Below are 19,210 nucleotides of genomic sequence, written 5' to 3'. Positions count from 1 at the left end.
CCTGTTGTGTGCAATAGCGACTATTCTACCGCCTGCCAGCGCCGGGCGCAGCGCCCGAATCTGGCAGGGGAACGTCACGGCATCCTTGCCGGTGGGGATCAGTAGAGCAGGGAGTAGAGCTGACGGCGATATTTCGACGCCAGCGCGTCACCGGTGCCCAGCGCGGCCAGGATTTCCTGGAACATTTTACGCGCCTGACCGTCGGCGGCGCTAAGATCTTTCTTCAGGTGGTCGAAAAGCAACTCCAGCGCCTCTTCGTTACGCCCGACCTGATGCAGTTGCAGCGCAAGCTGGCTGGCGAGCTGCGCGTCATCCGGGTGTTGCTCCACCTGTTGCTGCAGCTGCTGGATCTCCGGCGTGTCCGCCGCCTGTTTCAGCAGGTCTATCTGCGCCACCAGGCCCTGATAGCGGGTGTCCTGATCCTGCAACGGAATGGTTTTCAGCACCGCTTCGGCGTCTTCGGAGCGGTTAAGCGCTATTTGTGCCTGCGCCAGCAGCAGGCCGATTTCGCTCGCCTGGTTCGACATCTGCCAGGCCTCTTTCAGCAGCGGCAGCGCTTCAAGATGTTTGCCTTCCTGCATCAGCGCCATCGCTTCCTGCGCTTTCAGCTCTTCTTCACGCGGCAGCACTTTGTCCAGCAGCGCGCGAATCGCTTCTTCCGGCTGCGGGCCCTGGAAGCCATCCACCGGCTGCCCCTGGCTGAACAGATAGACCGTCGGGATGGCGCGCAGGCCAAACTGCGCGGCGATGGCCTGTTCGTTATCGCAGTCCACTTTCGCGAGGATAAACTGGCCCTGATACTGGTTCGCCAGTTTTTCCAGCACCGGCGTCAGCTGCTGGCAGTGCTGGCTGCGATCGGACCAGAAATAGAAGAGCACCGGCACCGTCATGGATTGCTCCAGGATCTGGTGCAGGTTCGCTTCGCTGAGGTTAATAATATTCTGTTCGGACATGAGTCACTCTCTGTTGTCGATTTCCTTTTTACATGGGGGCAGGGCGCTCGCCTTCAACTTACCCGTGTAAAATTTTGTCCATGATTCGCGTCGGCAGTAGCCGTTTGAGTATGCCTACCGCATGCGTCACCAGCGTGACCGGATAGCGAATACGCGGATTCGGGCTCTCAAAAGCATGGCGCACTTTGGCGACGACCGCCTCCGGGCCGAGTGTAAAACGCGCGGCGATGCCGGGGTTTTCGACCGGTTTATCCGCCTGCGTCTGGTTGACGTTTTCCGTAAAGCGCGTGCGAATAGGGCCGGGCTCAATCAGGCTCACCTTCACGCCGCTGTAGCGCAGCTCCATGCGCAGCGCGTCAGACCACGCCTCCAGCGCGTATTTGCTGGCGGCGTAGGCGCCGCGTCCGGGGGTTGAAATTAACCCCATGACCGAGCTGGTGTTGACGATGCGCCCTTCGCCGTGCGGCAGCATCGCGGGCAGCAGCAGCATGGTGAGCTGATGCGCGCCGAAAAAATTCGTCGAGAACTGCTGTTCCATCTGCGCGCGGCTGATGGTCGAGAGCGGCCCGTACACGCCATAGCCGCCGTTATTGAAAATCCCGTACAGGCGATTGTTCGTCAGGCGAATCACCTCCTGCGCGGCGGCCTCCACGCTCTGCGGGGAGTCGAGATCGAGTTCAATGCCGGTAAAACCCAGCGTATTCATGCGCGCCACATCGCCCGGCTTGCGGCAGGCCGCAAGGATTTGAAAGCCCTGACGGCGCAGCTCATGCGCGCAGGCAAGACCAATACCGCTGGAACATCCTGTAATTAAGAGTGATTTTTGCATAACTTTACCCGCTCAGCGCCCCGCAGGGTTATGAGTCGTGTTTAACTAAAGGGGCCAGTCGCTGCGCCATCCAGTCGGCAATAAACGGCTGGGCGTCGCGATTGGGATGAATGCCATCGTCCTGCATCCACTGCGGTTTGAGGTAAACCTCTTCCATAAAAAAGGGCAGCAGGGGGATGGAAAAAGATTGCGCCAGTTCCGGGTAAATCGCTTCAAACGCCTGATTGTAGCGGCGTCCGTAGTTCGCTGGCAGGCGGATCTGCATCAGCAGCGGCTCCGCGCCCGCGGTTTTAACCTGTTCTATGATTTTCCTGAGCGTGGCGGAAAGCGTATCCGGCGGAAAACCGCGCAGGCCGTCATTCCCGCCAAGCTCTATCAGCACCCAGCGCGGCTGATGCTGTTTAAGCAGCGCAGGCAGGCGCGAGAGCCCCTGCTGAGCGGTGTCGCCGCTGATGCTCGCGTTGACCACGCGCACGTCGCGCTGCTGCCATTTATCGTTGAGCAGCGCAGGCCAGGCGGCGTCCGCCGCCATACGATAGCCGGCGCTCAGGCTGTCGCCCAGCACCAGCAACGTGTCCGCCGCGGCGGCGCGAAAGCTTAATAACGCCAGTAACAGGAAAGGGAAATGCCAGCGGAAAACATTCTTGAAGTTCATCATCTTAATAAATCCGTCGGTCAGGGGGAACACGCCCTGTCCATCCTTACCGGAGTTGAACTGGTTGTCAAACCGGGCCAGAGCATTGCGCTGGTGGGCGAGTCCGGCTCCGGCAAGTCAACGCTGCTGGCAATTCTCGCCGGGCTGGACGACGGCACCAGCGGCGAGGTGCGCCTGCTCGGCGAGCCGCTGCATCAGATGGACGAAGAGGCGCGTGCCCGGCTGCGCGCGCGGGACGTCGGCTTTGTGTTTCAGTCGTTCATGCTGATCCCGACACTCAACGCGCTGGAGAATGTCGAGCTGCCCGCGATGCTGCGCGGCGAAACCAGTAAGGCCAGCCGCCAGCAGGCGCAGGCGCTGCTGGAACAGCTCGGGCTTGGCAAACGCCTCGATCACCTGCCCGCGCAGCTCTCCGGCGGCGAACAGCAGCGCGTGGCGCTGGCGCGCGCGTTTAACGGTCGCCCGGCGGTGCTGTTTGCCGATGAACCGACCGGCAATCTGGATCGCCAGACGGGCGATCGCATTGCCGATCTGCTCTTCTCCTTAAACCGCGACAGCGGCACGACGCTGATCCTCGTGACGCACGATCCTGAACTGGCGGCCCGCTGCGATCGCACGCTGCGGCTGCGCGACGGCAAGCTGTGGGAGGAAGCATGACGGCCCGCTGGTTCTGGCGCGAATGGCGCTCGCCGTCGCTATTAATCGTCTGGCTGGCGCTGAGCCTGGCGGTCGCCTGCGTGCTGGCGCTCGGCAACATCAGCGACCGCATGGAGAAAGGCTTAAGCCAGCAGACCCGTGAGTTTATGGCGGGCGACCGGACATTACGCAGTTCCCGCGCGGTGCCGCAGGCATGGCTCGACAAAGCCGGGGAAGACGGCCTGACGCTCTCCCGGCAGCTCAGTTTTTCCACCATGACGTTTGCCGCCGACCGCCCGCAGCTGGCGAGCGTTAAGGCGGTGGATACGCGCTACCCGCTCTACGGCACGCTGCAAACGCGCCCGCAGGGGCTGCTGCCCGCGCCAGGCACGGTGCTGCTGGCACCGCGCCTGATGGCGCTGCTTGGCGTGAAACCCGGCGATCCGGTGGACGTGGGCGACGCGACGCTGAAGGTGGCGGGCGAGGTGATCCAGGAGCCGGACAGCGGCTTTAACCCCTTCCAGATGGCCCCGCGACTGCTGATGAACCTGGCGGATGTCGAACAGACCGGTGCGGTGCAGCCCGGCAGCCGTCTCACCTGGCGCTATAAATTCGCCGGCACGCCTGAGGCGCTCGCGCAGTATGAACGCTGGCTGCTGCCGCAGCTTCAGCAGGAACACCGCTGGACCGGCCTTGAGCAGGACGACAGCGCGCTCGGTAAATCGCTCCAGCGCTCGCAACAGTTCCTGTTGCTCTCGGCGCTCCTGACCCTGCTGCTGGCGGTGGCCGCGGTGGCGGTGGCGATGAACCACTACTGCCGCAGCCGCTATGATCTGGTGGCTATTCTGAAAACGCTCGGTGCTGGGCGCGCGGCGCTGCGCAAGCTTATCATCGGCCAGTGGCTGATGGTGCTGCTGCTGGCGACTGTCACCGGCGGGGCGGCAGGACTGCTTTTTGAGGCGATCCTGATGCGGTTGCTCGCACCGGTGCTGCCCGCAGCGCTGCCGGAAGCGAGTGTCTGGCCGTGGCTGTGGGCCGTGGGCGCGATGGTGGTGATTTCGCTGCTGGTGGGGCTGCGGCCTTACCGGCTGCTGCTTGCGACACAGCCGCTGCGGGTGCTGCGCCGCGACGCCGTAGCGAATCTCTGGCCGCTGAAAATCTATTTACCGGTGATGGCGCTGATTGTGGTGGCGCTGCTTGCCGGATTAATGGGCGGCCGGATGCTGCTCTGGGCAGTGCTCGCGGGTGCCGTCGTGCTGGCGGCGCTGTGCGGGTTCGCGGGCTGGGCGCTGTTGTGGGCGATGCGTCGTCTGCGGTTGCGCTCGCTGGCGCTGCGTCTGGCGGTCAACCGCCTGTTGCGCCAGCCGTGGCAAACCCTGAGCCAGCTTGCGACGTTTTCGCTCTCTTTCATGCTGCTGGCGCTGCTGCTGGTGTTAAGAGGCGATCTGCTCGACCGCTGGCAGCAGCAGTTGCCGCCGGAAAGCCCGAACTTTTTTCTGATTAACATCGCACCGGAGCAGCGCGACGCGGTGAAAGCGTTTCTGGCGGAGCATCAGATTATCCCGCAGGCGTTTTACCCCATCGTTCGCGCGCGGCTGACGCAGATTAACGGCAAGGCCACCGTGGGCAACGAGGATGAGGCGCTCAATCGCGAACTCAATCTCACCTGGCAGGCGGAACGTCCGGAGCATAATCCGCTCACTGCAGGACGCTGGCCGCCGCGCGCGGGCGAAGTCTCGATGGAAGAGGGGCTGGCGAAACGCCTGAACATCGCGCCTGGCGACAGCGTGACCTTCACTGGCGACACTCAGGCGTTTACCGCGAAAGTGACCAGCCTGCGTAAAGTGGACTGGGAGAGCCTGCGGCCAAACTTTTTCTTTATCTTCCCGCCGGGCGCGCTGGACGGGCAGCCGCAGAGTTACCTGACCAGTTTCCGCGCTGACAAGGCTGATACTATGCTGACACAGCTTAACCGGGAGTTTCCGACGGTGAGCGTGCTGGATATCGGGGCGATACTCAGACAGATAGGCCAGGTGCTGGAGCAGGTGAGCCGCGCGCTGGAGGTGATGGTGGTACTGGTGACCGTCTGCGGCGTGTTGCTGCTGCTGGCGCAGGTGCAGGTGGGCATGCATCAGCGCCGCCAGGAGCTGGTGGTCTACCGCACGCTGGGTGCCGAGAAAAAACTGCTGCGCGCCACGCTCTGGAACGAGTTCGCGCTGCTTGGCCTGGTGGCGGGGCTGGTGGCCGCCATCGGGGCGGAAGTGGCGCTCGGCGTGCTGCAAACCCGGGTGTTTGACTTCCCGTGGGAGCCGGACTGGCGGCTATGGGCGATGCTGCCGCTCTGCGGCGGGTTGTTATTGTCGCTGTGCGGCGGCTGGCTCGGCGTGCGGCTTTTAAAAGGCAAAGCGCTGTTTCGCCAGTTTAACGGCTAGCGCAGTAGCGGTGACGCAGCCAGGCGTCCACCTGCTGGTAGTCGCCGCGAAACGCGATGTGCTGCGCTTTTTTCTCTAACTGATAGCGATACATCGGGTCGTAATAGCCCTCCAGCAGCGGCGCAAGCCAGGCGAAATGCGCATGGGTTTCACCGGTGCGCTGCTGGCGGGCGAGCGCGGCCTCCTGAAGCGCCGCCAGCTCGGCGTAGCGCGCAAGCCCCAGACGGCGGCGGATGGCGTAAAGCCCGTGGTGCAGGTAGTCGCCATAAGCGCGCCAGCCTCCGGCTTCATCGCCGAGCGCTGCCTGAAACGCGGCCTGCATCTGCACAAAATACTCCTCACGCAGCCGCTCCAGACGGCGTTCCAGCGGCTCTTCGACCACCGCAACAGGTGCCTGTAGCATCTGTTCGCGCAGTACGGCGGGCAGATGGTTGGCACCTATCATTTTGCCTTCATCTTCCAGCACCCAGAACGGGTTGCTGAGCGTCGTCCAGCGGGCGTGATGGTTAAGCATCGCGGCGGCGAGATGGTTTTCAAAACTGGCCTGCGCCCGTTGCGGCGTCAGCGTCCGGCCAAAGGACGAGCCGCGGTGATGCGCCAGCCCTTCCAGATCGATACCCGTCGGCAGCGCTTTCACCAGTTGCGTTTTGCCGCTGCCAGTACAACCGCCGATAAGCACCATCGGCAGGCGGCTTAAGCGATCCGTGGCGTCCATCGCCGCCTGGCGCAGCCGTTTATAACCGCCTTCCACCAGAGGATAGTCGATGCCGCGCTCACGCAGCCACTGCTGAACGATATGGCTGCGCATGCCGCCGCGGGCGCAGCAGAGATAGCCCTCGGGATGACGCTCGCAGGCGAGACGCCATGCGTTAAGCCGGGCTTCGCGCACCTCGCCGCACACCAGCCGGTGGCCGAGCGCCAGTGCGGCCTGCTGGCCGTGCTGCTTGTAACAGGTGCCGACCGCCGCGCGCTCGTCGTTATTCATCAGCGGCAGATTAATCGCCCCTGGCATCGCGCCCTGCGCAAACTCCACCGGCGCGCGAACGTCAATCAGCGTGACGCCGCGTGTAATAAGCGCCAGCGCATCGTCGCTGTCTGGCCGCCGTTGTGCATCCTTTTGCATGTTGTTCTCATCTTTTTTAAAACGCCGCCATTGTACGCCGCTCACTCTTGCCGGGGTATACGGAAAACATCCCGGGCGGCTTCGATAAATTCCGGCAATCCAAATGCGCAAACTGGCAAAAGCGGGCGTCTGTATAAGAAAAAACGGTGAAAATGGCAGCAAAAATGCCTCATTCAGCCATCGATATTTCCGGACGACTTTACCGCTTTCCTTCTTTACCGCCAGAACAGCAGAGAATATTCCATCTGGTTCTAAAGAGCCGCGAATGATTCTTTAACCGCCAAAAAACGCAGCTCTATCATTTGGCCATTCTCTGATGACTGGATAAACCGACCATGTCGATAGTCGATTCTGTAACCTCTCTTATCGGGCAGACGCCGCTGCTGCGCCTCGCAAAGCTCGATACCGGCCCGTGTGAGCTGCTGCTCAAACTGGAAAACCAGAACCCCGGCGGCTCGATTAAAGACCGCGTGGCGCTCTCGATGATTAACGAGGCCGAACGCCTGGGACGGCTTGCACCCGGCGGCACCATAATTGAAGCCACGGCGGGCAATACCGGCCTTGGCCTTGGGCTTATCGCCGCGCAAAAGGGTTACCGGCTGATTCTGGTGGTGCCAGACAAAATGAGCCGCGAGAAAATTTATCACCTGCGCGCGCTGGGCGTGGACGTGCGGCTCACCCGCTCGGACGTGAACAAAGGCCACCCGGCCTATTATCAGGATTACGCACAGCGCCTCGCCGATGAAACGCCCGGCGCGTTTTACATCGACCAGTTTAATAACCCCGCCAACCCGCTGGCGCATCAGACCACCACCGCGCCGGAGCTTTTTGCGCAGGCGGAAGGGCGCATTGACGCTATCGTGGTGGGCGTTGGCTCCGGCGGCACGCTCGGCGGGCTTCAGGCCTGGTTTCGCGAGCACTCTCCCCACACTGAATTCGTGCTCGCCGATCCGGCAGGATCGATCCTGGCCGATCAGGTTGAAACGGGGCGCTATCATGAGGCGGGATCGTGGCTGGTGGAGGGCATTGGCGAGGATTTTATTCCGCCGCTCGCGCATCTGGAGGGCGTCCGGCAGGCTTTTCGGGTGACCGACGCCGCCGCGTTCGCTGCCGCGCGCGATCTGCTGAAAATCGAAGGCGTGCTGGCGGGCTCCTCCACCGGCACGCTGCTTGCCGCCGCGCTGCGCTACTGCCGCGCACAGACCACGCCGAAACGCGTGGTGACGTTCGCCTGCGACAGCGGCAATAAATATCTCTCGAAAATGTTTAACGACGACTGGCTGCACCAGCAGGGGCTACAGACGCGGCCCACCGTGGGCGATCTGCGTGATTACATCGCGTTTCGCCATGATGAAGGCGCAGCCGTGACCGCGGCCCCTGATGATTCGCTCGCGACGGTGCTCGCCCGGATGCGGCTTTACGATATCTCGCAGCTTCCGGTGCTGGCGCAGGGGCGCGTGGTGGGCATTGTCGATGAGTGGGATCTGCTGACGTTTATCCGCGGCGACAGCCAGCGCTTTCTCACGCCCGTCTCGGCGGCCATGAACCGCGAAGTGGTGACGCTCGATAAAAGCGCCAGCGAGCGGGAACTGTTTGAGGTTTTCGAACGCGGTCTGGTGGCGGTGATTACCGACGAGACGCGCTTTCTCGGGCTTATCACCCGTACCGATGTGCTGAACCGCTGGCGCAACCAGCTTGAATCTTAAGGAGTTTTATCATGGATAAATTCGCAACGCTCAGCGTGCACAGCGGCACGCATCACGATCAGCATGGCGCGGTGATGCCGCCGATTTACGCCACCTCCACCTACGCGCAGCCCGCGCCCGGCGAGCATACTGGCTATGAATATTCGCGCAGCGGCAACCCGACGCGCCATGCGCTGGAGCGCGCCATCGCGGAGCTTGAAGCGGGCAGCCAGGGATTTGCGTTTGCCTCCGGGCTGGCGGCGATTTCCACGGTGCTGGAGCTGCTCGACAAAGAGAGCCATATCGTGGCGGTGGACGATGTGTACGGCGGTACGTACCGGCTGCTGGAAAATGTGCGTAAGCGCACCGCGGGGCTGACCGTTTCCTGGGTGAAGCCGGACAATCTCGCGGCGCTGGAGGCGGCGATCCGCCCGGAAACCCGGATGATCTGGGTCGAGACGCCGACCAATCCGCTGCTGAAACTGGCGGATCTCGAAGCGATTGCCGGGCTGGCGCGCAGGCGCGGGCTGATAAGCGTGGCGGATAATACGTTCGCCTCGCCCGCCATTCACCGCCCGCTGACACTCGGGTTTGATATTGTCGTGCATTCAGCCACCAAATACCTGAACGGCCACTCCGACGTGGTGGCCGGGCTGGCGGTGGTGGGCGATAACCCTGAACTGGCGCAGCAGCTGGCCTATTTGCAGAACGCCGTCGGCGGCGTGCTCGACCCGTTCAGCAGCTTTCTGACGCTGCGCGGCATTCGCACGCTGGCGCTGCGTATGGAGCGCCACAGCGCCAGCGCGCTGAAGATTGCGCAGCGGCTGGCGCAGCATCCGCAGGTGGAAAAGGTGTTTTTCCCGTGGCTGGAAAGCCATCCGCAATATGCGCTGGCGCGCCGTCAGATGGCGCTCTCAGGCGGCATGATTTCCATCGTGGTGCGCGGCGATGACCAGCGTGCGGCACAGGTGATTAAAAAGCTGCGGCTCTTTACGCTTGCCGAAAGCCTCGGCGGCGTGGAGAGCCTGGTGAGCCAGCCGTTCAGTATGACGCACGCCTCGATTCCGCTTGAGCAGCGGCTGGCGAATGGCATTACGCCGCAGTTGATTCGGTTGTCGGTCGGGATTGAAGACGCGGAGGATTTGCTCGCGGATCTCGAGCAGGCGCTGGAGGCGTAATTTCTGGCCCGGCGGGTGCGCTGCGCTTACCCGCCCTACGATAATTCTGCCTTATGCCCGGCGGGTATGAGCGACGGTGAGTGGCAGGGTGGGTAAGCGCAGCGCACCCACCATTGAAGCACCACCCACACCCAATAAAAAAGCACCCCGCAGGGTGCTTTTCTTATCGCAAATGCGCCTGCGCCCAGGCGATGCCGCTCGCGTATTCCGGCGGCAGCAACGGGGCGAGGGCTTCCAGAGTGGCGTCGATGAGCGTCGCTTCGGCATCGCTCAGATTGAGATGCCCGACTTTACGGCCTTCACGCACCTCTTTGTCATACCAGTGCAGATGCACCAGCGGCAGCTTCAGCCAGTCGTAATTCAGATCGGTGCCGATCAGATTCACCATCACCGACGGGCCGCTCACTACCGGCTGCGGCAGCGGCAGATTGGTGACGGCGCGCAGGTGCAGCTCAAACTGGCTGATGGACGCGCCGTTCTGCGTCCAGTGGCCGCTGTTATGCACGCGCGGCGCAAGCTCGTTAATCAGCAGCCCTTGCGGCGTGACGAAACATTCCATCGCCATCACGCCCACATAGTTAAGCTCGTCCATAATCGCGCGCAGCATCGCTTCGGCCTGCTTCTGCTGCGTGGCGTTCGCCTGCGGGAAGGCCACGCTGGTGCGCAGAATGCCGTCCTGATGCAGGTTGTGGGTCAGCGGGTAAAAGACCGCGCTGCCGTCATGCGCGCGCGCGCCCACCAGCGACACCTCGCCGGTAAAGTTAATGCCCCGCTCGACGATGCATTCGCCGTAACATTCTGCGGGCAGCGTCTCCGTCTCGTTTTCGCGAAGCCGCCACTGGCCGCGTCCGTCGTAGCCGCCGGTGCGGCGCTTGACGATAGCCAGATCACCGAGGCTCTCAAAAATCTGCGGCCATTCGTCGCTGCTTGCCAGCAACTGCCACGGCGCGGTGGGGAGATTGAGCTTATCGAGCAGCTGTTTCTGGGTGAAACGGTCGGCGATAAGCGGGAAAACATCGCGGTTAACGAACGCGTTGTGGCGCGCCAGCTCGCGGGTCAGGGCGGTTTCCGGCCAGCGTTCAATTTCCGCCGTGATAACGCTCTGTGCGAACGGCACCGCCTGCGGATCGGCGTCCAGCCCTACCGGCCAGACGCGTATGCCAAGCGGTTCGCCCGCCTGGCGCAGCATTCTGCCAAGCTGGCCGTTACCCAGCACGCAAACCTGCTTCATGCCTCACCCCGCGGGTCCGGATTCTCCAGCACTTCCTCGGTTTGTTTCTGACGCCAGTGTTCAAGACGCGCCAGCAGCGCGCTGTCGTGCTGCGCCAGGATCTGGGCGGCCAGCAGAGCCGCGTTCGCCGCGCCCGCTTTACCGATAGCCAGCGTGCCGACCGGAATGCCGCGCGGCATCTGGACGATAGAGTAGAGGCTGTCCAGCCCGCTTAACGCCGCGCTCTGTACCGGCACGCCCAGCACCGGCACCAGCGTTTTCGCGGCAATCATGCCCGGCAGATGCGCCGCGCCGCCTGCGCCCGCGATGATCACCTGAAACCCGTTCTCCTGCGCGCGCTCGGCGAAGCTGAAGAGTTTATCGGGCGTGCGGTGCGCGGAGACCACTTCAACGTGGTGAGGGACATCCAGAGCATCGAGAATTTCTGCGGCAAACTGCATGGTGGCCCAGTCGCTTCTGGAACCCATGACGATGGCGATACGCGCCGGGGTGTGGCTGGAAGACATACGTCTCAAAACTCCTGTGGTCAGGCGGCAAAATCAACGGGGTCGCCGTTACGAGGGCCTTGAGAATATCACGGAAAACCGGCAAGGAAAACGGTTGCGTAGGCGCGAGCGCGGCAAAAAGTACCGCGCGGATCAGAACGGAAACGCTACCAGTTCCACGTTGTCGGGGGTGACTTTGATCATTGAGCCTTCGCTGTGCCAGGCACCTAACACCACGCGGTGCGCGGGCTTGCCGTTCGCCTGAAGCGTATGGACGGCAGGGCGGTGGGTGTGGCCGTGAATGAGCCACTGTACCTGCTGGCGTTCCATGGTATCGACCACTGCCTGCGGGTTGACATCCATGATGGCGAGATCTTTCTGGCTGTTGGAGGCTTTACTGCCGGCGCGCATGCGGGCGGCGATGCGGCGGCGCAGCCGCAGGGGTAATGCGAGGAAAAGGGTTTGCAGCCACGGCTTATGGACTTTGGCGCGAAACGCCTGGTAACCGGCATCGTCCGTACATAGCGTATCGCCATGCATAATCAGCACGCGTCTGCCGTAGAGATCCAGCACCTGCTCTTCGGGCAGCAATTGCATACCGCTTTCGCGGGCGAAGCGACGGCCAAGCAGGAAATCGCGGTTGCCGTGGATGAAATAGCAGGGGACGCCGGATTGCACGAGCGCGCGCAGCGCGGCAGCTATCTCGCGGTGCAGCGGTTCCGGGTCGTCATCGCCTATCCAGGCCTCAAAGAGATCGCCCAGGATGTAAAGGGCGTCCGCTTCACGCGCGGTACCGGCTAAAAAACGCAGAAAACCGGCGGTAATCGCCGGTTCTTCTGAGCACAGATGAAGATCTGCAATAAAGAGCGTCGCCACGAATTACTCGCTGACGGTTACGCGCTCGATAATCACGTCTTCTTTCGGCACATCCTGATGCATGCCGCTGCGGCCGGTGGAAACGCCTTTGATTTTATCAACCACGTCCATACCTTCGACCACTTCTGCGAACACGCAGTAGCCCCAACCCTGCAGGCTTTCGCCGCTGAAGTTCAGGAAGTCGTTATCCACAACGTTGATGAAGAACTGGGCCGTCGCGGAATGCGGCGCCTGGGTGCGCGCCATGGCCAGCGTACCGCGGGTGTTCTTCAGACCGTTGTTGGCTTCGTTTTTGATAGGATCTTTAGTGCTTTTCTGTTTCATGCCCGGCTCAAAACCGCCGCCCTGAATCATAAAGCCATTGATTACACGATGGAAAATGGTGTTGTCGTAGAAACCTTCGCGGCAATAGTCCAGAAAGTTTTTTACCGTTTCCGGCGCTTTGTCATCGAACGTCTTGATTACGATGTCGCCGTGATTGGTGTGAAAAGTAACCATGTCTGCATCCTGTTTTGTTTCAGTGGTGCTTCGGCTTCCGAAAGAAGCCACAGTAGGAGGCTGTTATAGCATAACTCACCGCTTGCTTCACCTTGCAAAGTGGGGTGCTTGCGCTTTCAATTATGGGTAATATAGGGGTTTTATCTGCTTACCACACACTGACACGGAAACTTCTGATGTTAAAAATCTTCAATACCATGAGTCGCCAGAAAGAGGAATTTAAGCCTATCCATGCCGGGGAAGTCGGCATGTATGTGTGTGGTATTACCGTTTACGACCTCTGTCACATCGGCCATGGCCGCACGTTTATCGCGTTTGACGTTGTGGCGCGCTACCTGCGTTTTCTCGGCTATAAGCTGAAATATGTGCGCAACATTACCGATATTGACGACAAAATTATTAAACGCGCGAACGAGAACGGCGAAGATTTCGTGGCGCTGGTGGACCGTATGGTCGCTGAGATGCACAAAGATTTCGATGCGCTGAATATTCTGCGCCCGGACAGCGAGCCGCGCGCGACGCAGCACATCCCGGAAATTATTGAAATCGTTGAGCAACTGATCGCACGCGGCCATGCGTATGTCGCGGGCAATGGCGATGTCATGTTCGCGGTGGAGAGCGACGCGGATTACGGCAAGCTTTCGCGCCAGGATCTGGAACAGTTGCAGGCGGGCGCGCGCGTGGAAGTGGCCGACAGCAAACGTAACCCGATGGATTTCGTGCTGTGGAAGATGTCCAAGCCGGGTGAGCCGAGCTGGCCGTCACCGTGGGGCGACGGGCGTCCAGGCTGGCATATCGAGTGCTCCGCGATGAACTGCAAGCAGCTCGGCAGCCATTTCGATATTCACGGCGGCGGTTCGGATCTGATGTTCCCGCACCATGAAAACGAAATCGCCCAGTCCACCTGCGCGCATGACGGCGAGTATGTGAATTACTGGATGCACTCGGGCATGGTGATGGTCGATCGCGAGAAGATGTCCAAATCGCTCGGCAATTTCTTTACCGTGCGTGACGTGCTGCAACACTACGACGCCGAGACTGTGCGCTACTTCCTGATGTCCGGCCATTACCGCAGCCAGTTGAACTACAGCGAAGAGAACTTGAAGCAGGCGCGCGCCTCGCTTGAGCGTCTCTACACCGCGCTGCGCGGCACCGACGCCAGCGCGACCGCCGCAGGCGGCGAGGCGTTCGAAGCGCGTTTTGTCGAGGCGATGAACGACGATTTCAACACGCCGGAAGCGTATTCCGTGCTGTTCGATATGGCGCGCGAAGTGAACCGCCTGAAAGCGGAAGACAGCAGCGCGGCGAACCAGTTAGCCGCGCATCTGCGTAAGCTTGCTGCCGTGCTGGGCCTGCTGGAGCAGGCGCCGGAGCAGTTCCTGCAATCCGGCGCGCAGACTAACGACGATGAAGTGGCGGAAATCGAAGCGCTGATCGTTAAGCGTCTTGAAGCGCGTAAAGCGAAAGACTGGGCGGCAGCGGACGCCGCGCGCGATCGTTTAAACGAGATGGGCATTATTCTCGAAGATGGCCCGCAGGGCACAACCTGGCGACGTAAATAAGAAAAAGCGGCGAAAGCCGCTTTTTTTATGGTTGTGGTTTAAATGGTTGCGGTAGTTTCGGCAGGTGCGCTGCGCTTACCTGCCCTACGAAACGATGCGACATCCGTTGTAGGGTGGGTAAGCGAAGCGCACCCACCGCAAAAGCAAACGTAAAACATGTAGGGTGGGTAAGCGAAGCGCACCCACCACAAAAGCAAACGCGCGCCCACCGTCATCCATCACGCCGATCCGCGCGCAATCAACTGGCCCGAGAGCGTAATCCGCTGCGCGGGCAGGCCCGGCTCGCGGATAAGCCGCACGATCAACCCCGCCGCTTGATGCCCGGTCTCTTCACTGGCGGAAGAGACATAGGTAAACGAAGGCGACGTCAGATTCACGTGCATCATGTCCTCAAAGCCAATCAACGACACCTGCTGTGTCAGGAACACATCTTTCCCCACCGTGCGGCCCACCTGATGAATCGCTTCCAGGCAGCCGACAATCGCGTGCGGCGAATGGCACAGCAGGGCGGTGATTTTGTTGTTCGCCTCAAGAAGCTGTCGCACCGTCTGGCTCACCGCCAGCGTCTCCTCGGCGCAGGCGGGCGCGAACTCATCACGCCACGGCAAGCCGTATTGCGACAGCGCCGCGCGGTAGCCGTAAAGCCGCTCCTCGCGGATAAGACATCCCGCCGTACCGCCGATATAGGCAATATTACGGTGGCCGCGCTCAATCAGATAACGCGTGGCGAGCCCGCCCGCCTGGCGGTTATCGCGCACCACGCTGTTGCGCTTTTCTTCTACTGGCGACTGTGACACCACCACCAGCGGCAATGTGCTCTGCACGACCGGCGTGGGCAGCGCGCGGTGGCGGGAATCCGCGGTGAGATAAACCACCCCCGCCACGCCCTGACGGGTAAAGGAGACAAAACAGCTCTCAAGCCGGCTTGTGTCGCGCCCCGGCTGGGTGAGGAACACCATGAAACCCTGCGCTTCCAGCGCCTGCACCAGGCTTGCCGTCACGCGCGTTGAAAAGGGATCGTTCAGATCCTCAACGACCAGGCCAATCAGGTTCGAGGTTTTACCGCGCAGGTTAGCGGCCGCGACGTTATGCACGTAGCCCAGCGCCTCAATGGCGGCATGCACCTTTTCGATGGTCGCGGCAGAGATTTTTCCCTTCTCGCGCAGCACCAGCGAGACCGTCGAGACCGACACACCCGCCTGGCGCGCCACATCGATAATGCTGACCTTTTTCATCTGCCCTGATTTATCCTTTTATCGCTGATGTCGCGGGCCTGACGTGAGGCCCGCGCAGGCACTGCTATTTCCCCGTCATGCCTGACAGGCTTTGCGCGATGAACTGCGCGCGCGCGCCGAAAATCACCTGAATACCGTTATCGCCCACAAACACCACGCCGCGCGCGCCAAGCCCGTTCAGCCCGTCTTTATCGACAAGATCCGGGCGCGCCACTTCCAGACGCAGGCGCGTAATACAGGCACCGACGCTGGTGATGTTCTCTTTACCACCCAGCAGGCCCACAATATTGCCCGCGAGCTCCGCATCGGTTTTATCATCCGCACTGGCGGTGACATCCACGCGGCCCGGCGTTTTCACATCAAAACGGCGGATAACAAAGCGGAAGGTGAAGTAGTAAATAATCGCCATCGGAATGCCGACGATAACCGCGTTCAGATAGTGCGTCTGATAGCCGTTAAAAGAGGGCAGAATGCCGAACGAAATATAGTCGATAAGCCCGGCGGAGAACGATTTAGCGATATGCGCGTCCAGTAAATACATGGACATATACGCAAGCCCCGCCATGATGGCGTTAAATACATACAACACCGGCGCGACAAAAATAAAGGTAAATTCAACCGGCTCCGTGATCCCCGTCAGAAAACAGGTCAGCGCGGCGGAGAAAAGAATACCGGAGGCGATTTTTTTATTCTTCGTGCTGGCTTCGTGATACATCGCGAGACACGCCGCCGGCAGCGCGAACAGCATCAGCGGGAACTCGCCCTGCATAAATTTACCGGCGTTCTGGTAGGTATTACTGCTGAAGCTTTTCACGCCTTCTTCCAGCATTTTGAACCAGATGGTCTGATCGCCGTGGATAACCTGGCCGCTCTGGGTGGTGTAATCGCCAAACGAATACCAGAACGACGGATACCAGATATGGTGCAGGCCCAGCGGGATAAGCGCGCGCTCTACCAGCCCGAAGATAAACGTTGAGGCGGCCTGGTTATCGCCGTTGACGATAACCGACAGTGCGTCGATGCCCGCCTGAATATGCTGCCAGACATACGGCAGCGCCAGGCCCAGCAGGAAGGAGAGAAACGCCGCGGCAATCGCCACAAACCGTTTGCCGGAAAAGAACCCCAGGAACTCCGGCAGTTGCAGCGTGTGGAAGCGGTTATAACACCACGCGGCAAGAATGCCTGAAATCAGCCCGCCGAACACGCCCATCTGTAGCGTGGGAATGCCGACCACCATCGCATATTTGCCGCCGCTCGCCGCCATTTCCGGCGTGATGCCAAGCTGCGTGCTGATGGTGATGTTAATGATAAAGACCGAGACCGCCGCCGAGAGCGCCGCGATGCCGGATTCCGACGCCAGTCCGACGGCAGAGCCGATGGCGAACAGCAGCGGCAGGTTATCGAAAATAACCCCGCCCGCGTTCATCATCAGCGGCAGATGGAACTTATCGCCAAACGCCAGAAGTAGACCAGCAGCGGGCAGCAGCGAAATAGGCAGCATCAGCGCGCGGCCTATCATCGACAATTTTGACAGCGATTTAACCAAACCTGTTATCAGACTCATACCGATCCCCCGAGTGGAACAACCGGGCTTTTTGTGCCCTGTTTTATAGTTGGTAGAACGTTCTAGTAGAACGTTCTACCTATGCTGTAGGATCGCAGCCTTTTCGCGCAACATCTATTTAACGTTTCGCCAGAAGATTTGCTGATTCTTTGAAGTCGGTTAGAAAACGGGCCGGGCAGGTGTTAAGCGTAAACTGGATGAGAGGGTGGGGAAGGGGCAATAAGAAAAGGTTCTGAAGGGGGAAATTCACGCCCTCTCATCAAGAGGGCGTGGGGCGTTACGCCGTGACCGTGACGCTCTGACCGTCGAAGCTGACGGTTTGTCCGGCGACGATTTTGCAGCGCTTGCGGGTTTCCACCGCGCCGTCGACGGTCACCAGACCTTCAGAAATCACGATTTTCGCCTGCGCGCCGCTTTCGCTCCAGCCTTCAAGCTTCAGCAGGTCGCACAGTTCGACGTGAGGGTGTTTACCTAAAGAAAATGTTGCCATGTTATGCCTCCTCGCCGTCATGGTATTCAACGCACGCCTGGAGCGTGTTCTCAATAAGCGTGGCGACGGTCATCGGGCCCACGCCGCCCGGCACAGGCGTAATGTAGCTGGCGCGCTTGGCCGCCTCTTCAAACACCACGTCGCCGACCACTTTGCCGTTTTCCAGACGGTTGATGCCGACATCAATCACGATGGCGCCTTCTTTGATCCACTCGCCCGGAATAAAGCCCGGCTTGCCGACCGCGACGATCAGCAAATCGGCATTTTCTACATGCTGACGCAGATTTTTGGTGAAGCGGTGGGTCACTGTGGTGGTGCAACCCGCCAGTAATAACTCCATGCTCATCGGGCGGCCGACGATATTGGACGCGCCGATCACCACGGCATTCAGGCCATAAGTGTCGATGTTGTAACGCTCAAGCAGCGTGACGATACCGCGCGGCGTACACGGGCGCAGACGCGGCGCGCGCTGGCACAGGCGGCCAACGTTATACGGATGGAAGCCGTCCACGTCTTTATCCGGCGCGATGCGCTCCAGCACCTTCACGTTATCGATACCGGCCGGCAGCGGCAGCTGAACCAGAATGCCATCAATCGCGGCGTCGGCGTTCAGCTCGTCAATCAGCGCCAGCAGCTCAGCTTCGCTGGTGGTTTCCGGCAGATCGTAAGAGCGGGACACAAAGCCCACTTCCTCACACGCCTTACGTTTGCTGCCGACATAAATCTGCGATGCCGGGTTCGCGCCAACGAGCACAACCGCAAGCCCGGGAGCGCGTTTTCCGGCCGCCACGCGCGCTTTCACTTTTTCGGCAACTTCAAGCCGCACCTGCTGCGCAATCGTTTTACCGTCAATTATCTTTGCTGCCATCAGAGAGAAGATTCCGTCTGTAATCAAAAGAAGAGGGGATGAGGATATTCTGTCAGAAGCGCGCCGTGCTGTCAGTTTTCGTTTATGTCTTTCGCTCAATTGTCCAGCAGGCGGTTCGAAAGCCATTGACTCACCTGGTACTGACCGTATAATTCCAGGCGTTTCACACTGCTACCGGCAGAGAAAACGTGAAACGCCTCTTCACGAGGCGCCCTTAGCTCAGCTGGATAGAGCAACGGCCTTCTAAGCCGTGGGTCGCAGGTTCGAGTCCTGCAGGGCGCGCCATTTTAGATCAGTTAGTTACGCTATCTTGAGCCCAGCCTGATTACCCTCCTGTGTCGTATTTGTGTCGTTGTTACCAAAAATCTCATCAATTTTGCGTGCATGCTCGGTCAGGTGGTTTGGTGCCAGGTGCGCATAACGGCGAACCATTTCGATGCTCTCCCAGCCGCCCATTTCCTGCAGCACGGAAAGTGGAACGCCCGACTGAATAAGCCAGCTTGCCCATGTATGGCGCAGATCATGAAAGCGGAAGTTTTCAATGCCTGCCCGCTTTAATCCCAGTTGCCAGGCGCGGGAATCATCCACGCGCATTTTCCGTCCCGGTGCTTTAACGCTACCATCAGGGCAAAAGCCCGGTCGGGTATGCACAAAGACATAGCGCTGATGTTTTCCAATCTGATCCCTTAGCACTTTGCATGCGGTATCATTCAGAGCGACGCCGATAGCCTTGCCCGCCTTCGCGTTCTCCGGATTTATCCATGCAACTCTTCTGTTCATATCGACCTGTTGCCACTCCAGATCAAGGATGTTGGAGCGGCGCAGGCCGGTAGCCAGCGCAAAAATCACCACCGGCCTGAAGCTTTCCGGCATGCACTCGATCAGCCTTGCAGCTTCTTCACGGGTTAAA

General features: G+C 60.3%; 18 protein-coding genes, 1 tRNA gene and 1 pseudogene. 7 read left to right on the top strand and 13 right to left on the bottom strand.

All coding sequences use genetic code 11. The features are described from left to right. Positions 1 to 98: 98 nt before the first annotated feature. The 3 genes from G9X48_RS10545 to tesA are packed head-to-tail and all read right to left on the bottom strand — an operon-like array spanning position 99 to position 2,440. Positions 99 to 953: a co-chaperone YbbN gene (locus G9X48_RS10545; RefSeq protein ID WP_097641171.1), complete on the bottom strand. Its 855-nt coding sequence runs from the start codon at positions 951 to 953 to the stop codon at positions 99 to 101. 58 nt (positions 954 to 1,011) lie between these two features. Further along, a complete protein-coding gene (locus G9X48_RS10540; RefSeq protein WP_088275576.1) occupies positions 1,012 to 1,782 on the bottom strand; it encodes an SDR family oxidoreductase in 771 nt (256 codons plus the stop codon). Positions 1,783 to 1,810: 28 nt separating this feature from the next. Continuing rightward, positions 1,811 to 2,440: a multifunctional acyl-CoA thioesterase I/protease I/lysophospholipase L1 gene (tesA, locus tag G9X48_RS10535; protein ID WP_004385476.1), complete on the bottom strand. Its 630-nt coding sequence runs from the start codon at positions 2,438 to 2,440 to the stop codon at positions 1,811 to 1,813. Between tesA and ybbA the strand changes: the two genes are divergently transcribed. Further along, entirely contained in the window at positions 2,408 to 3,094 is a 687-nt protein-coding gene (ybbA, locus tag G9X48_RS10530) for a putative ABC transporter ATP-binding protein YbbA (RefSeq protein WP_004385475.1), read from the top strand. The genes tesA and ybbA overlap by 33 nt on opposite strands. Next, positions 3,091 to 5,505, top strand: coding sequence for a putative ABC transporter permease subunit YbbP (ybbP, locus tag G9X48_RS10525; protein ID WP_097641172.1), 2,415 nt, complete (start codon positions 3,091 to 3,093; stop codon positions 5,503 to 5,505). The genes ybbA and ybbP overlap by 4 nt, the downstream gene beginning before the upstream one ends. Here the strand turns inward: ybbP and mnmH are convergent. Further along, positions 5,495 to 6,628, bottom strand: a complete 1,134-nt coding sequence (gene mnmH, locus G9X48_RS10520) for a tRNA 2-selenouridine(34) synthase MnmH (RefSeq protein WP_097641216.1) — start codon at positions 6,626 to 6,628, stop codon at positions 5,495 to 5,497. The two genes, ybbP and mnmH, sit on opposite strands and share 11 nt — an antisense overlap. Positions 6,629 to 6,731: 103 nt before the next feature. Here mnmH and G9X48_RS10515 point away from each other — a divergent pair, with 103 nt between their 5' ends. The 3 genes from G9X48_RS10515 to G9X48_RS10505 are packed head-to-tail and all read left to right on the top strand — an operon-like array spanning position 6,732 to position 9,491. Continuing rightward, positions 6,732 to 6,905, top strand: a complete 174-nt coding sequence (locus tag G9X48_RS10515; RefSeq protein ID WP_165770229.1) for a hypothetical protein — start codon at positions 6,732 to 6,734, stop codon at positions 6,903 to 6,905. A gap of 58 nt (positions 6,906 to 6,963) precedes the next feature. After that, positions 6,964 to 8,334 (top strand): pyridoxal-phosphate dependent enzyme, encoded by a 1,371-nt coding sequence (locus G9X48_RS10510; protein WP_097641173.1) that lies wholly within the window; start codon positions 6,964 to 6,966, stop codon positions 8,332 to 8,334. An 11-nt stretch (positions 8,335 to 8,345) separates the two neighbouring features. Next, on the top strand, positions 8,346 to 9,491 hold the full coding sequence (locus tag G9X48_RS10505; RefSeq protein ID WP_097641174.1) for a PLP-dependent aspartate aminotransferase family protein: 1,146 nt from the start codon (positions 8,346 to 8,348) through the stop codon (positions 9,489 to 9,491). Between the two features lie 163 nt (positions 9,492 to 9,654). Here G9X48_RS10505 and purK read toward each other — a convergent pair whose 3' ends face one another. The 4 genes from purK to ppiB form a co-directional block, all read right to left on the bottom strand. Further along, entirely contained in the window at positions 9,655 to 10,722 is a 1,068-nt protein-coding gene (purK, locus tag G9X48_RS10500; protein WP_097641175.1) for a 5-(carboxyamino)imidazole ribonucleotide synthase, read from the bottom strand. Beyond that, complete coding sequence (gene purE, locus G9X48_RS10495; protein WP_004387147.1) at positions 10,719 to 11,228, bottom strand: 5-(carboxyamino)imidazole ribonucleotide mutase; 510 nt, start codon at positions 11,226 to 11,228, stop codon at positions 10,719 to 10,721. Before purE ends, purK begins: the two co-directional genes overlap by 4 nt. Before the next feature lie 132 nt (positions 11,229 to 11,360). Then, entirely contained in the window at positions 11,361 to 12,083 is a 723-nt protein-coding gene (gene lpxH / locus G9X48_RS10490; protein WP_097641176.1) for a UDP-2,3-diacylglucosamine diphosphatase, read from the bottom strand. 3 nt (positions 12,084 to 12,086) lie between these two features. Next, on the bottom strand, positions 12,087 to 12,581 hold the full coding sequence (gene ppiB / locus G9X48_RS10485; RefSeq protein ID WP_004387145.1) for a peptidylprolyl isomerase B: 495 nt from the start codon (positions 12,579 to 12,581) through the stop codon (positions 12,087 to 12,089). Positions 12,582 to 12,757: 176 nt separating this feature from the next. On the opposite strand from ppiB, the gene cysS reads away from it, so the two are divergent. Next, the gene (gene cysS, locus G9X48_RS10480) at positions 12,758 to 14,143 is read left to right on the top strand and encodes a cysteine--tRNA ligase (protein WP_097641177.1); all 1,386 of its coding nucleotides are present in this window, start codon (positions 12,758 to 12,760) and stop codon (positions 14,141 to 14,143) included. Between the two features lie 218 nt (positions 14,144 to 14,361). Here cysS and malI read toward each other — a convergent pair whose 3' ends face one another. From malI to folD, 4 genes are all read right to left on the bottom strand, one after another. After that, a complete protein-coding gene (gene malI, locus G9X48_RS10475; RefSeq protein ID WP_097641178.1) occupies positions 14,362 to 15,378 on the bottom strand; it encodes a Mal regulon transcriptional regulator MalI in 1,017 nt (338 codons plus the stop codon). Positions 15,379 to 15,442: 64 nt separating this feature from the next. Further along, on the bottom strand, positions 15,443 to 16,942 hold the full coding sequence (locus tag G9X48_RS10470; RefSeq protein ID WP_012125419.1) for a PTS transporter subunit EIIC: 1,500 nt from the start codon (positions 16,940 to 16,942) through the stop codon (positions 15,443 to 15,445). Positions 16,943 to 17,219: 277 nt separating this feature from the next. Then, positions 17,220 to 17,432 (bottom strand): ribosome-associated protein YbcJ, encoded by a 213-nt coding sequence (ybcJ, locus tag G9X48_RS10465; protein WP_004387141.1) that lies wholly within the window; start codon positions 17,430 to 17,432, stop codon positions 17,220 to 17,222. 1 nt (position 17,433) lies between these two features. Then, positions 17,434 to 18,300 carry a bifunctional methylenetetrahydrofolate dehydrogenase/methenyltetrahydrofolate cyclohydrolase FolD gene (folD, locus tag G9X48_RS10460; protein WP_007865396.1) on the bottom strand — a complete coding sequence of 289 codons (867 nt, stop codon included), beginning with the start codon at positions 18,298 to 18,300 and terminating at the stop codon, positions 17,434 to 17,436. Positions 18,301 to 18,508: 208 nt separating this feature from the next. Between folD and G9X48_RS10455 the strand changes: the two genes are divergently transcribed. After that, positions 18,509 to 18,585: transfer RNA gene (locus G9X48_RS10455), tRNA-Arg, on the top strand. A gap of 15 nt (positions 18,586 to 18,600) precedes the next feature. Here the strand turns inward: G9X48_RS10455 and G9X48_RS10450 are convergent. Then, positions 18,601 to 19,209: pseudogene (locus G9X48_RS10450) on the bottom strand (site-specific integrase); the annotation flags it as partial. Position 19,210: the final 1 nt, after the last annotated feature.

Source organism: Cronobacter sp. HA18006, from assembly GCF_011605445.1.
Lineage (GTDB): Bacteria > Pseudomonadota > Gammaproteobacteria > Enterobacterales > Enterobacteriaceae > Cronobacter > Cronobacter sakazakii.
This window is presented reverse-complemented; position numbering and strand designations above follow the sequence as displayed.